The organism is Agrilactobacillus yilanensis, assembly GCF_003946725.1.
In the GTDB taxonomy this organism is placed as follows: domain Bacteria; phylum Bacillota; class Bacilli; order Lactobacillales; family Lactobacillaceae; genus Agrilactobacillus; species Agrilactobacillus yilanensis.
Genome location: NZ_RHOY01000023.1, coordinates 29,056 through 43,478, shown reverse-complemented (window position 1 = coordinate 43,478; position 14,423 = coordinate 29,056). Strand labels below are relative to the sequence as shown.

16 protein-coding genes and 1 other annotated feature are annotated in these 14,423 nt (G+C 39.3%); all 16 genes read left to right on the top strand.

All coding sequences use genetic code 11. The features are described 5' to 3' along the window. Window positions 1–102 precede the first annotated feature (102 nt). The 16 genes from EKM93_RS12495 (at window position 103) to mprF (ending at window position 14,422) form a co-directional block, all read left to right on the top strand. Complete coding sequence (locus EKM93_RS12495; protein ID WP_125715914.1) at window positions 103–1,290, top strand: PIN/TRAM domain-containing protein; 1,188 nt, start codon at window positions 103–105, stop codon at window positions 1,288–1,290. 93 nt (window positions 1,291–1,383) lie between these two features. After that, window positions 1,384–2,877: a glutamate--tRNA ligase gene (gltX, locus tag EKM93_RS12490; RefSeq protein ID WP_164507094.1), complete on the top strand. Its 1,494-nt coding sequence runs from the start codon at window positions 1,384–1,386 to the stop codon at window positions 2,875–2,877. Between the two features lie 207 nt (window positions 2,878–3,084). Beyond that, entirely contained in the window at window positions 3,085–4,491 is a 1,407-nt protein-coding gene (cysS, locus tag EKM93_RS12485; protein ID WP_125715912.1) for a cysteine--tRNA ligase, read from the top strand. Further along, the gene (locus tag EKM93_RS12480) at window positions 4,488–4,886 is read left to right on the top strand and encodes a Mini-ribonuclease 3 (RefSeq protein WP_125715911.1); all 399 of its coding nucleotides are present in this window, start codon (window positions 4,488–4,490) and stop codon (window positions 4,884–4,886) included. The genes cysS and EKM93_RS12480 overlap by 4 nt, the downstream gene beginning before the upstream one ends. Continuing rightward, complete coding sequence (rlmB, locus tag EKM93_RS12475) at window positions 4,879–5,721, top strand: 23S rRNA (guanosine(2251)-2'-O)-methyltransferase RlmB (RefSeq protein WP_125715910.1); 843 nt, start codon at window positions 4,879–4,881, stop codon at window positions 5,719–5,721. The genes EKM93_RS12480 and rlmB overlap by 8 nt, the downstream gene beginning before the upstream one ends. 3 nt (window positions 5,722–5,724) lie before the next feature. Continuing rightward, window positions 5,725–6,252 carry an NYN domain-containing protein gene (locus EKM93_RS12470; RefSeq protein WP_125715909.1) on the top strand — a complete coding sequence of 176 codons (528 nt, stop codon included), beginning with the start codon at window positions 5,725–5,727 and terminating at the stop codon, window positions 6,250–6,252. 99 nt (window positions 6,253–6,351) lie between these two features. Continuing rightward, entirely contained in the window at window positions 6,352–6,951 is a 600-nt protein-coding gene (locus EKM93_RS12465) for a sigma factor (protein WP_164507093.1), read from the top strand. A gap of 75 nt (window positions 6,952–7,026) precedes the next feature. After that, entirely contained in the window at window positions 7,027–7,176 is a 150-nt protein-coding gene (gene rpmG / locus EKM93_RS12460; RefSeq protein ID WP_125715907.1) for a 50S ribosomal protein L33, read from the top strand. Between the two features lie 24 nt (window positions 7,177–7,200). Beyond that, window positions 7,201–7,386 (top strand): preprotein translocase subunit SecE, encoded by a 186-nt coding sequence (secE, locus tag EKM93_RS12455; protein ID WP_125715906.1) that lies wholly within the window; start codon window positions 7,201–7,203, stop codon window positions 7,384–7,386. Between the two features lie 110 nt (window positions 7,387–7,496). Next, window positions 7,497–8,042, top strand: a complete 546-nt coding sequence (nusG, locus tag EKM93_RS12450; protein ID WP_125715905.1) for a transcription termination/antitermination protein NusG — start codon at window positions 7,497–7,499, stop codon at window positions 8,040–8,042. A gap of 23 nt (window positions 8,043–8,065) precedes the next feature. After that, on the top strand, window positions 8,066–8,944 hold the full coding sequence (locus EKM93_RS12445; protein WP_125715904.1) for an alpha/beta fold hydrolase: 879 nt from the start codon (window positions 8,066–8,068) through the stop codon (window positions 8,942–8,944). Between the two features lie 124 nt (window positions 8,945–9,068). Continuing rightward, complete coding sequence (gene rplK / locus EKM93_RS12440) at window positions 9,069–9,494, top strand: 50S ribosomal protein L11 (protein WP_125715903.1); 426 nt, start codon at window positions 9,069–9,071, stop codon at window positions 9,492–9,494. A gap of 91 nt (window positions 9,495–9,585) precedes the next feature. Continuing rightward, complete coding sequence (gene rplA / locus EKM93_RS12435) at window positions 9,586–10,275, top strand: 50S ribosomal protein L1 (RefSeq protein ID WP_125715902.1); 690 nt, start codon at window positions 9,586–9,588, stop codon at window positions 10,273–10,275. Window positions 10,276–10,385: 110 nt separating this feature from the next. Continuing rightward, window positions 10,386–10,501: a sequence feature (ribosomal protein L10 leader region), on the top strand. Window positions 10,502–10,533: 32 nt separating this feature from the next. After that, entirely contained in the window at window positions 10,534–11,046 is a 513-nt protein-coding gene (gene rplJ, locus EKM93_RS12430) for a 50S ribosomal protein L10 (protein WP_318530803.1), read from the top strand. 42 nt (window positions 11,047–11,088) lie between these two features. Beyond that, window positions 11,089–11,460 (top strand): 50S ribosomal protein L7/L12, encoded by a 372-nt coding sequence (gene rplL / locus EKM93_RS12425; protein ID WP_125715900.1) that lies wholly within the window; start codon window positions 11,089–11,091, stop codon window positions 11,458–11,460. A 355-nt stretch (window positions 11,461–11,815) separates the two neighbouring features. Next, the gene (gene mprF / locus EKM93_RS12420; protein ID WP_125715899.1) at window positions 11,816–14,422 is read left to right on the top strand and encodes a bifunctional lysylphosphatidylglycerol flippase/synthetase MprF; all 2,607 of its coding nucleotides are present in this window, start codon (window positions 11,816–11,818) and stop codon (window positions 14,420–14,422) included. Window position 14,423 lies beyond the last annotated feature (1 nt).

The window sequence follows — 14,423 nt, the reverse complement described above, 5'->3', positions numbered from 1 at the left end:
CCTGTTTGTAAGTAAAGCCCACTTACGGCACAGGTCTAGGTTAGTGCTCGAGGCTTTCCCGCTCTAGTTCACGCTCTTTAATATTGAAAGGTGGTGAATTTTATGAGAAAGAATATTATTCGTGTGGTTTCAGTGATTATTGGTGCGGCTTTAGGGATTAATCTTTTACCGATTATTTGGCGCTTATTGAAGATACATTCTGGTTTTTTAATTGATACTGGTTTGTCTGGCGTTATTAATGCGGTGATTGGTGCTATTATTTTTTATTTTATTTCATTACTTGTTGACGACTGGATTGTGGCTCGAATTAATAAAATTGAGAATTATTTAAATAAGCAAACGCCGTCTTATTTATTGTTTGGGGCGTTGTTTACGATTCTTGGATTAGTTTTAGCGAATGTTTTGTCTATTCCGCTTTATCGGATGAATGTGGCGTTATTAAACACAGCTTTACCGATTGTTTTAATGATTACAATGGGTTATCTGGGGTTTCGGATTGGGACATTACGTCGAGATGACTGGCGGAAGCTGTTTCAATTACGCCGTAAAGAAAACAGTCTTTCAGAGGACAAAAACGGTACAGATGGACAAATTTTAAATCGTCGTGTAGATGATAATTTTAGAAAATATAAGATTTTGGATACGAGCGTTATTATTGATGGTCGTGTTCATGATATTGCCAAAACTGGCTTCATTGAAGGTACGTTGCTTGTGCCCGAATTTGTGGTCCATGAACTGCAGCTGATTTCGGATTCTTCAGATAGTTTGAAGCGGGCTAGAGGTCGTCGGGGCTTGGATATTTTGAATGAAATGAAGAGTGACGATACTATTTCAGTTAAAATGTACGATGGTGATTTTGAAGGCTTGACAGAAGTGGATACAAAATTAATCAAGTTAGCGAAGTTACTGGATGGTATTGTGGTCACTAATGATTTTAATTTAAATAAAGTCTGTGAATTTCAAAATGTGCCCGTGTTCAATATCAACGAATTGGCTAATGCGTTGAAACCAGAGATTTTGCCGGGAGAAAGCTTACATGTGACGGTGGTTAAATCCGGAACAGAGCGGCAGCAAGGGGTTGCTTATCAAGAGGATGGCACGATGGTAGTCGTAGAAGACGGCCAATTTTATTTGAATCAATCGATTGATGTGATTGTGACCAGTGCGTTACAAACGGCAGCGGGCCGAATGATTTTTGCCCAGCCGGCGCACCATAATCGTGGTATCAGTGATGGCAAATCAACAGAGAACCATCCCAAAAATAATAAGAATTCTAAAAAGAATGGTTAGTTTGATTAGAATGCTTGATAGCAATTGTTTTTTTCAGCGTTTAAAGTTACACTAATTTTGAGAAGTTTTAAAAGAATGAAAGAGGTTAGAAATTTGGCAGACGATAAGATACGTGTGCGCTATGCACCCAGTCCAACTGGACATTTGCATATTGGTAATGCTCGGACGGCATTATTCAACTATTTATTTGCAAGACATCACAAAGGGACTTTAGTATTACGAATCGAAGATACTGATACAAAACGGAATATGGCTGGTGGCGAAGAAAGTCAGATTCAAATGTTGCATTGGTTGGGGATCGATTGGGATGAAGGCCCAGATGTTGGTGGGGAATATGGCCCATACCGTCAATCTGAACGTAAAGATATTTATCAACCATTAATCCAAAAATTGGTGGCTGAAGGCTATGCCTATGAATCTTATAAAACCGAAGCAGAATTAGAAGCGCAACGGGAAGCTCAAAAGGCCCGTGGTGAAATGCCGCATTATGTTTATGAATATGCGGGGATGAGCGATGATGAAAAGGCACAAGCGATTGCAGATGCAAAAGCAAAAGGCTTGACACCAGTTATTCGTTTCCATGTTCCTGCAGACAAAGATTATGCTTGGAATGATATTGTCAAAGGTAAAATTGATATTGAAGCCAATACAATTGGCGGCGACTTTGTTATTCAAAAACGGGATGGCATGCCAACTTACAACTTTGCGGTTGTTGTTGATGACCATATGATGGCGATTACCCATGTTTTGCGTGGGGATGACCATATCGCAAACACACCAAAACAATTGATGATTTATGAAGCTTTTGGCTGGCAGGCACCAGAATTTGGTCATATGACTTTAATTATCAATTCTGAAACTGGCAAGAAGTTAAGTAAACGTGATGAAAGCGTCTTGCAATTTATTGAACAGTACCGTGAATTGGGTTATTTACCAGCCGCTATGTTTAACTTCATCACATTATTAGGTTGGTCACCGGTTGGCGAAGATGAAATCTTTACGCAAAAACAATTCATTAAGCAATTTGATGCCAATCGGTTGAGTAAATCACCAGCGGCTTTTGATCAAAAGAAATTGGAATGGATCAATAACCAGTATGTTAAAAAGACCAATCCAAGTGTGATTGCGGATTTAGCTTTGGACAACTTGATCGAAGCTGGCCGAATTGAAGCACATCCAGATACGAAGACCATTGAATGGGTGCGGCAGTTAGTTAATTTATTCATTGACCAATTGAGCTATGCCCAACAAGTTGTGTCATTATCTGAGATTTTCTTTGATGGAGCACCAGACTTAGACGAAGCAGCTATTGCAGAGTTGAAGATTGAGGGTGCAACAGCTGTTTTGAATGCTTTTAAAGCTAAGATTGAAGCATTAGAAGTATTTACAGCCAATCGTATTCAAAATATTATCTATGATGTTCAACATGAAACTGGCGTTAAAGGCCGGAAGTTATACATGCCAATTCGAATTGCAACAACTCGAGAAATGCATGGGCCACAACTAGCAGAATCAATTGAACTATTAGGTAAGGAAAAAGTATTAGCACATCTAAACGAAACTTTAGAACAAATGGCAAAATGGTAAAATTTAAACCAAGAAGCTACTCAAAAGGATAGGGATATACGAGATGGTCGTGTATAATGTATTTTGAGCAGTTCGTTCTTTAAAGTAGCAAAATGCTAGACCGTAAGGGGCCGGGACAGAACTTTTCGTTTTGTCACGGCTTTTTCTGATGTTTAGGCTGCATTTATTAACTGAAAGTACTAATAAAACTCGAAAGGAGTTGTTCGAATGTTACGTGTTTTTAATACCTTAACTCGTGAAAAAGAAGTCTTCAAATCTCAAAAACCTAATCTGGTGAATATGTATGTCTGTGGCCCCACAGTTTATAACTACATTCACATCGGCAACGCCCGGAGTATTGTGGCCTTTGACACGATTCGCCGTTACTTTGAATATCGAGGCTATCAGGTCAATTATGTATCCAATTTCACGGATGTGGATGACAAACTCATCAATGAAGCCCGCCGTGAACAGACAACCGTTCCAGAAATTGCAGCCCGTTATATTGACGCTTTTAAAGCAGACGTGGCCCAATTGAACGTGGAACCAGCAACGGTTAACCCTAAAGCTAGTGATAATATCCCAGAAATTATTGCGTTTATTCAAAATTTAATTGATAAAGGCTATGCTTATGAAGCGGCCGGTAATGTGTACTATCGCGCTCGTAAGTTTAAAAATTATGGCCAATTATCGGATCAAAATATTGATGAGCTTGAACAAGGGGCTAGCCAGCATGTCGAAACAGAAGAATTATCATTAAAGGAAGATCCAATTGATTTTGCCATGTGGAAAGCAGCAAAACCCGATGAAATTTTTTGGGAAGCACCTTGGGGCAAAGGTCGCCCAGGCTGGCATATTGAATGCTCGGTAATGTCGATCAAATATCTAGGCCAAACTTTAGATATTCACGGCGGTGGCCAAGATTTAGAATTTCCGCATCACGAAAACGAAATTGCCCAAAGTGAAGCTGAGACTGGGCAGAAATTTGCCAATTATTGGTTGCATAATGGTTTTGTAACCATTGGTTCTGAAGACGAAAAGATGTCTAAATCATTAGGCAATTTTGTCACAGTCCACGACTTCGTAGCCCAATCAGACCCACAAATTTTACGTTTCTTAATGGCGACAACGCAATATCGCCGGCCAATTCGGTATTGCCAAGAAAGTCTTGATGATGCCCAGGCTAATTTAAATAAATTAAGTCATGGCTTTATTAATTTGGACTATCGCTTTAAAGACGCCGTAGAAGGCCATGATACTGCAGTGGAAACTGACGCAGAGGCCATTCAAACCGCATTTATTGCTGCAATGGACGATGATTTTAATGCGCAAAATGGGATTATGCAAGTTTATGAACTCGTTAAACTGATGAATCAGTACACTAATCAAGCAGAGGTTAAACAAGAGACGTTAACCTTGTTAAAACAGCTATTTTTAGAAATGACCAATGTCTTTGGTTTGAAGTTCGCCACAGATAGTCTGCTGGACGATGAAATCGAAGCAATGATTCAAGCACGCAACGATGCGCGTAAAAACAAAGATTTTGCAAAAAGTGATGCCATTCGTGATGAATTAAAAACACAAGGTATTATTTTAGAAGATACTCCACAGGGGACAAGGTGGCATCGAGAATGAATCCAAATTTATTAAACGGTATTGACTTAGCCTTTCTCGGCGATTCAGTTTATGAAGTTTTTGTCCGGGAACATTTATTGTTAAAAGGCATTACAAAACCAAGCAAATTACAAAAAACAGCAAAAGAATATGTCTCTGCTAAAGCCCAAAGCGCCTTGATCCATCTTATGGAACAAGACGACTATTTGACAGAAGATGAGTGGGCTACTTTTAAACGTGGCCGAAATGCCAAAAGTTACACGAAGGCTAAAAATACAGATACGACAACTTATCGTCGATCAACAGGCTTTGAGGCAATCTTTGGCTATTTAAAATTAAGCCAGCAAGATGAACGTATTACAGCATTAGCCACTTGGTGCATTGCACAAGTAGAAGCGGGGCGAACACGTGAATAAAAAAGATAAGACTTATCCAGCTAAAAAAGAAAGACACCAAAAGCCACGACAAGGCCGAGAAGATAGAAAACCTCAAGAAGCAAGACCAACAAGCGATGAATTCGTTTATGGTCGTCATGCGGCCATTAGTCTATTGGAAAGTGAACAAAGCGACCGGATTAACAAAATTTTTATGGCAGATAATATTCAGCCAAACTTTGGGCGTCAAGTAGAGACTTTAGCGAAGGCACAGCATTTAATTTTACAAAAAGTGCCTAAAGCGAAGTTAGAACAATTAACACAAGAAAATCATCAAGGGATTATCGTCGCAGTTTCACCAATACCATATGCACAATTGGAAACAATTTTTGAAGCGGCTGAAGCTAAGTCTGAAGATCCGCTGATCGTTATTTTGGACAACTTAGAAGATCCCCATAACTTAGGTTCAATTTTACGAACTTGCGATGCTATGGGGGTTCATGGCGTGATTATTCCAAAGCGCCGGTCCGCTTCTTTGACAGATGTTGTGGCCAAAACCTCTACAGGTGCTGTGAATTATGTGCCCGTGGTACGGGTAACAAATTTAGCCCAGACGATCAATAAATTAAAAGACAAAGGCGTTTGGATTTTTGGCACAGCAATGGATGGTGCTGATTACCGTACTTGGGATAGTAAGGGGCCAACCGCTTTAGTAATTGGTAATGAGGGCAAAGGTATTTCTCCAGGTATTGCCAAATTAATGGATGTAACGTTGAGCATCCCGATGACGGGCCATGTTCAAAGCTTGAATGCCAGTGTGGCAGCTGGCGTATTGCTGTATCAAGCTTATAACGGCAGGCATCCACTGGAGGGATAGCTTATGAGACATGAAATCTTGATTGTGGATGGCTATAATATGATCGGCAACTGGCCGGAATTAAATAAGCTGAAAAAAGAAGACCATCTAAAAGATGCCAGAGACCGACTGTTGGATATTTTGTCAGAATATAAAAAATATGAACCCGATTTACGGATGATCTTAGTTTTTGATGCAATGTATGTACCAGGCATCAAAGAGAATTTTGAACGTTTTGATATTGAGATCGTTTATACACAAGAAGAACAAACAGCGGATAGTTACATTGAAGCGTTGGCAGAAGAACTAAATCTACCGTTGAACCAGGTGACTGTTGCCACAAGCGATCAGGCAGAACAATGGACGGTTTTTTCAAGAGGCGCCTTGCGGGTATCTGCTTATGAGCTGTACCGGCAATTAAAACGGACCCATCAAGAAATTAAGTCCGATGCCAAGCACTATGATGTTTCTAATCGGCGTAATTCTCCTTGGTCACGGCAGCAAATGATGATGCTGGAAAAGATCAGAGATAATATAAATCAAAAAAAGTGAAATATTTACTGAAAATTGACAACAATAATCCCTGCTGTTTACAAAAATGTGATATATTAGAAATCTAGTATTGTGTTTTGGGCAGAATTGGGGAAAACTTTGTCTAATTTTGACGATGAAAATAAGTTGGTGCTACGTGTTAAACTGGGAGATTCGGATGCTTTAACGATCCTGATAGAAAAATATAAGCCTTTAATTTTTAACATGGCAGGACAGTACCGACTTCATTTGTATGATGTGGATGATTGGTTGCAAGAAGCACGGCTAGAGTGTTTTCTAACCGCACAGAAATTTGATCCCAGTAAGGGGTCCAAATTCGGCAGCTTTTTCAAACTCCGCTTTCGAAATAGTACCCTTTCGAAAGTGAGATGGCAGTTGGCCAAGAAACGCAAAGAGAATTGTCAAGCGACATCGTTAGATGGATTATTGGAACATAGTTATGATTTTTTACCACGAGATTTACAATTACTGCAGGATATAGCTGGAGGATTAATGATAGATTTGCCAAGTTACACAGCAAAGCTTTCGATGGTTGAGCTACAAGCATTATTCGTAAGCATTGGGCACAAAGATGCCGAAACGGTTCAAACAGAATATCACATTTCAGCAAAAGCTTTAAAAAGCGCACAGCAACGTGTTCGAGCAAAGCTACGACAGTATTTACAAGCAGAATTCGGCCAATTAAAGTCTGAAAATTAAATTGACTTTGATGGTCGGAACATGTTAGGCTGAAATGTACGATTACAAGTTCCTTGATATTCGGGAGGGCCAGACATGGCAATCAGAAAAGCAGCATTAGCATGTACGGTTTGTGGTTCAAGAAATTACACGATTACGGTTAAGACGGAACGTACAACCCGTTTAGAAGTTAATAAGTTTTGTAAACATTGTGGCAAATATACGTTGCATAAAGAAACTCGATAAGTATTTTAAAGCAGAGGTATCGTAATGAAAAGATTTTCAAATTTTGTTAAAGGTGTTATCGCTGAAATGAAGTTGACGACTTGGCCAACAGCTAAGGAAAATCGTCATGATACATGGACTGTACTTATGACATCTTTTCTATTTGCTGTTTTCTTCGCAGCAGTAAGCTGGGGTTTGACGCGGTTATTGGATCTATTTATTTTAAAATAGATTTAAGCGTAGGTATTTCAGCAGTTATTTGTTATAATAGCACCAGAGAAAACTTCCATTGGTGGAGGTTTTTTATTTTGGATAGAAATTTAAAAGGAGTTCAAATTAAAATGGTTGAGTCAGCAGAAAAAAATTGGTATGTCCTACACACTTATTCTGGTTATGAAAACAAAGTCAAGGCAAACTTAGAATCTAGAGCACATACAATGGGGATGGAAGACTTTATTTTTCGGGTTGTTGTACCGGAAGAAGAAGAACATGAAATCAAAAACGGTAAAGATAAAGAAATCATGAAAAAGACATTCCCAGGCTATGTTCTTGTGGAAATGGTCATGACGGATCAATCTTGGTTTATCGTTCGGAATACACCAGGGGTCACAGGGTTTGTCGGCAGTCACGGGGCTGGTAGTAAACCGGCACCACTTTTAGATGATGAAATCCAAAATATTTTACATCAAATTGGGATGAGTCAACGCCACTCTGATCTTGATTTTGAAGTTGGCGAATCCGTGAAAATCTCTGAAGGAGCCTTCATGGGGATGGTCGGTAAAATTACAGAAGTTGACCATGAAAAGCTAAAATTAAAAGTTAATATTGATATGTTCGGTCGAGAAACAAGTGCTGAATTGGACTTTGAACAAGTGGACAAAATCTAAATTATCTCGCTGGTCGTGAGAATATGTACTTTTTTAATCAATTTTTCGTTATAGCGATTTTAATATTATTTGGTGGCCTAATTTGGGCTGCGCTCGATTTTTGGCGCTTAGGAAAAGCGATCACACGGCCAATTTCGCAGCAATCTGCCATAACCTATACGGGAATACCAACGATTTTTATTCATGGTTATCGCGGTAATCGTTATTCTTTTGGTAGAATGCTGCATCGGTTTTACAAGTTGGGTGCCGCTCAAAAAACACTAGTGATTAAAATTGCCGCAGATGGCACTTGGAAGACGAATGGTAATTGGGTTTTTGAACAGAATAATCCTTGTATTCAAGTATTGTTTTGTAAAAACACAGCCGACGTTTCTCAGCAAGTGCAGTGGCTGACACCGCTAATGGCGGCACTTAAAGCCAAAGGTGTGACAACGGTAAATTTAGTGGGCCATTCAATGGGGGCTGTCACAGCAGTAGCTTATTGTGCCCAGGCGCTGACGGCTAGCCAGCCTAAGATTGCAAAAGTCGTCACGATTGCAGGACCATTTAATGATTTGGAACTGGGCAAGGATACAGCAGAAATTTTGAGTTATCCGCTGACTAAAGATGGCCCGCAGCGCACGACACCGATTTATGAGTATTTGCAGCAGCATATGGCACAAGTACCTTATCCAATTAAGTTTTTAAATTTAGTGGGTAATATTTTGCCAAATAGCCGGGTACAGCATGACGGCAGTGTGGCAACTAGCAGCGGCTTATCCTTAAAATATATTTTGATGCAGACACCGCATATTTATCATCAAGCGGTCCTGCGTGGGGCCAATGCAGCCCATAGTTTATTACATGAAAATAGTTTAGTAGATTGGAATATTATTGAATTTTTATGGCGGCCATCGAAATAAAGTAGAGGGTTGATTAAAGTAAAAGTTCATGATATATTTATCCAGTATGTTTTTCGTACAATGTGGGAGGAGAAATTTTTATCTCCATTTATACCACAACACGGACTAAAGGAGGCAATGTCTCGTGGCAAAAAAAGTAGCAAACGTTGTTAAATTACAAATTCCTGCTGGTAAAGCAACACCAGCACCTCCAGTAGGTCCAGCTTTAGGTCAAGCTGGGATTAATATTATGGGTTTCACCAAGGATTTTAATGCACGTACTGCAGATCAAGCAGGCATGATTATCCCTGTTGTAATCACTGTATACGAAGATCGTTCATTCGATTTCATCACAAAAACTCCTCCAGCTGCTGTTCTTTTGAAGAAAGCTGCTGGCGTAGAACACGGCTCTGGCGAACCTAACACTAAAAAAGTTGCAACTGTAACTAAAGATCAAGTTCGTCAAATCGCTGAAACAAAAATGCAAGACCTAAACGCAGCAGACGTTGAAGCTGCTATGCGCATGGTTGAAGGTACAGCTAGAAGCATGGGCTTCACTGTTGAAGGCTAATCGCTTTTAGTATGACGGATTGACGGTAAAAACCGTTAAATCAAGTGGGAGGGCATTGCCCTGTGACCACATTTGCAAGGAGGAAAATTCAATGGCCAAAAAAGGCAAAAAATATATCGAAGCAGCTAAACAAGTCGAAGCTGGTAAAAACTACGCTGTCGATGAAGCTGTTGCTTTAGTAAAGAAAACAAACTACGCTAGTTTTGACGCAACTGTTGAAGTTGCCTATAACTTATCTGTAGACCCTAAACAAGCTGATCAACAAATTCGTGGCGCTATGGTTTTACCTAATGGTACTGGTAAAACTCAAAAAGTCGTCGTATTTGCTGAAGGCGATCAAGCAAAACAAGCTGAAGAAGCAGGCGCTGACGTTGTTGGCTCTGACGATTTAGTTGAAAAAATCCAAGGCGGCTGGTTAGACTTTGACGTTGCCGTTGCAACACCACCTATGATGGCTAAAGTTGGTCGTTTAGGCCGTGTCTTGGGCCCTAAAGGCTTAATGCCAAACCCTAAGACTGGTACTGTAACTATGGATGTTACAAAGGCAATCAATGATATTAAAGCTGGTCAAGTAACTTACCGTGTTGACAAGCAAGGTATTGTTCATGCGCCAATCGGTAAAGTATCATTTGAAGATGATAAATTAATCGAAAACTTCCGCAGCTTACACGAAACAATCGTTCGTGCAAGACCTGCTTCTACAAAAGGCAATTACATCAAGAGCTTAACATTAACTTCTACATTAGGCCCTGGTGTCAAAATTGACGTTGCTTCTTTCTAATTTGAAGTGTCTATGACGTTAGTTAATTAAAAATGTTGGGCCAGAAGATAACTTTTGGCCCAACATTTTTTGTTTTCTATTGACGCTAGTAGTAATTCATGATATTATATCTCTTGGTTGTTTTTCTGCCGAAGACTCAGGTGACGTAAGTCTTAATATCCTGCCGAGGAGACGTATTGTTTTAACCTCTCTATGTCTTGTGGCATGGAGTTTTTTTATTACTCCAAAGCCGAAAAAATTATTTGGAGGTGAATTCGTTTGGCTAACGCAAAAATTATTGCACAAAAAGCTACAGTTGTTGAGGCTATTGTTGAAAAATTTGGTAAGGCTAAATCTATCGTCGTTGTTGACTATTTAGGTTTAACTGTTGAACAAGTTACTGAATTACGGGCACAATTACGTGCTGAAGGCGTTGAACTAGAAGTTGTTAAAAACACTTACTTGCGTCGCGCTGCTGACAAGGCTGGCTATGAAGGTTTAGATGAAACATTCACTGGTCCTACAGCTATTGCTTTTTCTTATGATGATGTTGTTGCCCCAGCTCGTATTATCGCTAAATTTGCTAAAGACGCTGAAGCTTTAGAAATTAAAGGTGGTATGATCGAAGGTAATGTTGCAACATTAGAAGAAATCGACCAATTATCCAAGTTACCAAGTCGCGAAGGCTTGCTATCTATGTTGCTTTCTGTATTACAAGCTCCAGTTCGCAACGTGGCATACGCTGTTAAAGCAATTGCTGATAGTAAAGACGGCGATGATTCCGCTGCATAATTAAAAAAATAAAAACTGACTTATAAAATGGAGGATTTAAACATGGCATTAGATGTAAATGCAATTGTTGATCAATTAAAAGATGCTTCTGTCTTAGAATTGAGCGACTTAGTTAAAGCTATTGAAGAAGAATTTGGTGTTTCTGCTGCTGCTCCTGTAGCTGCTGCAGGTGCTGCTGCTGGTGACGCTGGCGCTGCTGAAAAAGACGAATTTGATGTTGAATTAACAGAAGTTGGTCAAGAAAAAGTTAAAGTTATCAAACAAGTACGTACAATTACTGACCTTGGCTTGAAAGATGCTAAAGGCTTAGTTGATAACGCTCCTTCAGTTCTTAAAGAAGGCGTAGCTAAAGCTGACGCTGAAAAGATGAAGGAAGACTTAGAAGCTGTTGGCGCTACTGTAACATTAAAATAGTTTCTATTTATAGAATTCAAAGAACCCTTTCGAGGGTTCTTTTTTTTTGCGTGCGTCCGGCATGGGTGCTAACTTGGTGGTGAAAGTCCACTGTGAGCCGTAGTAGTCGAAATCACCCGTGTTGGCTCGCGCTCTGGTTCTAAAACGCGCTCCAAGCTACTGACAATTTACATAACTACGCCTTACTCACAAGCCAAGACCGGGCTTATATCGTAAGTCTAGGTTATGTGCATTGTCAAAACGTAGCTTGTCGCGCTCTTATATAAGCTAACATTGTTGTCACACTGGTGTAATCTAGTATTGTTTCAATAATGCTTACGTTATAATAAGGCTACGAAAGTTGGAGGGATTATTAATGAGAGCCTTATATCAACAATTAAGTGCTGTTTTTGGTAAGCATAAGACAATTTTAAAGGCGATTTTTGTGTTGTCTGTTTTAATATTTGTCATTATTGAAATTGGCCGAATCATTCGAGATATTGATCAAAAAACGTTGTCTGCGAGTTTGCATAGTCAGACGGTGGGATCAATTATTCTATTAACAGTTCTAGGATTAATTTCGGTGTTACCAATGTTGAACTATGATTTTGAGATTCAAAGTTTTTTACCGGAACGGGCGCCTACTAAGTATATTTTAAAGGCGGGGTGGACGGTAAATACATTTAACAATCTAATTGGCTTTGGCGGTGTGTTAGGCGCAACGTTACGGGCTAATTTTTATGGGAAAAATGCGACGAAGAAGCAGATCCTATTTGCGATTTCAAAAATTGCACTATTTTTATTATCAGGTCTTTCTTTATGGAGCGCTGTGTCATTGATTTTAATTTTTACTTTTGGTATTGGGTCTATGTTTGGTAATTATTGGATTTGGCTCGTTGGTGGCGCTTTATATACACCGATTTTATTGTTAGTGACGCATTTACGTGAATCTGAATTTTTCAGTGATTTAACGATTCGTAAAGAGGTAAGTCTAGCCATTGGTTCTTGTTTTGAATGGGGCTTTGCAGGGGGCTTCTTTTTAATTATTGGTCATTTTTTAGGGATCACGCAATTGAGCCATATTCTACCTTTATTTATGATTGCCAATATTGTAGGGGTTGTTTCCATGGTGCCCGGGGCATTAGGCAGTTTTGATGTGTTTATGATTTTAGGGTTGAATGCGGTCGGTATTGATAGTGGGACAGCAGTTGTCTGGTTGCTATTTTATCGTATTTTTTATTATATTATTCCATTTATTATCGGCTTAATTTTCTTTGTTCATGATATGGGCCATAAGATTAATGTTTATTTCCAAGATATTCCACGGCAGGCTTTAACAAAAGCGGCCCATGTTTTTGTTGTATTTATCCTTTATTTCACAGCTATTGTCATGTTAATGGCGGCAACGATACCCAATTGGCTGCGGACAACGCATTTATTTTATGGTGTTTATCCTTATTTATTCGCCTTGATTGATCGAACTTATAATATTATTTTGGCCTTTTTATTGATTGGTTTTGCCAGAGGGGTTGCTGACCGGGTGAAAAAAGCTTATTGGCCGACGTTGATTTTATTAGGTATTGCCATTTTAAATAGTTTGTTACGAGATTTTTCGGTGCCACTGCTAATCATCTTTGGCTTGGCGTTATTGGCGATGCTATTTAGTAAAAAAGAACTTTACCGGGATCGCTTGGAATTGGCCTGGGGGGCACGGTTATTTGATGGTGGTGTTTATGCCTTAACTTTTCTGATGTATGCAATTGTTGGTATTTTGAATTCACCGCATATTCATCATCGTAAACCCGTGCCTGTAGCATTGTTATTCCCGTCTGAGCGACTGTGGTTCACGGGGTTAATTTTAGTATTGCTGGCAGCGTTAATTTTATTGATGATTCAGCATTATTTAAAACAAGGTGAAAAAAGCTTGGATATGGGATTTGATGCGGATCGCATTCGAGCCGTCATTGATCGTTTCGGTGGCAATGAAGTCAGCCATTTGGCATTTTTACGGGACAAGGCCGTTTTTTATTACCAAGCGGAGGACACAGATCAGGTTTTCTTTTTATTCCGTAAAAAAACGGATAAACTGATTGTCATGGGGGAACCTGTGGGGAATCCTAAATACTTGAATGCGGCAATCCAAGCATTTATTAATCAAGCTGATCAGCAAGACTTACATGTGGTTTTTTATGAAGTATCAGATGCCTTTACGATGCGGATGCATGAATTTGGTTTTGATTTCATCAAATTTGGTGAAGAAGGTTTTGTATCATTGCCGGACTTTAATATTTCGGGCAATAAGCATAAAGGACAGCGGGCATTAATGAATAAATTTAAGCGGGAAGGCTATACGTTTGAAGTATTGGCGCCACCGTTTTCGGATCAAGACTTCTTGCAGTTAAAACAAATTTCAGATAGCTGGTTAGATGGTAAAACGGAAAAAGGATTTTCGTTAGGCTTTTTTGACCGTTTTTATTTGGAGCAGACACCGATTGCGGTGATTCGCGATAAAACGGGTAAATTAATTGCTTTTGCCAATAGCATGCCTACTGGCGATCATGAAGTTACGAGTATTGACTTAATGCGCCATCGTCAAGATGCACCTTCCGGAATTATGGATCAAGTTTTTATTAACTTGCTTTACCAAGCTCAAGATCAAGGGTATCGTTATTTTAATATGGGTATGGCGCCGCTGGCTAATGTGGGCATATATAAAAATTCTTTCTTAGATGAACGGGTAGCCCATTTGATTTATCAATACGGCTATCGCTTTTATAGCTTTGAAGGGCTGCGTTCTTATAAGAATAAATATGTGACAAAATGGGTACCGCGATATATTGTTTACCCAAGACAGCAATCTTTAGTCTTTACCATGTTACAATTAATGTTAGTGGTTAATCATCGGATTGATCCAGAAATGTATCATGCCCATATTATGCGGCCGGACTTTTTCACGGATTTATCTGATAAAAATAATTTGTAGG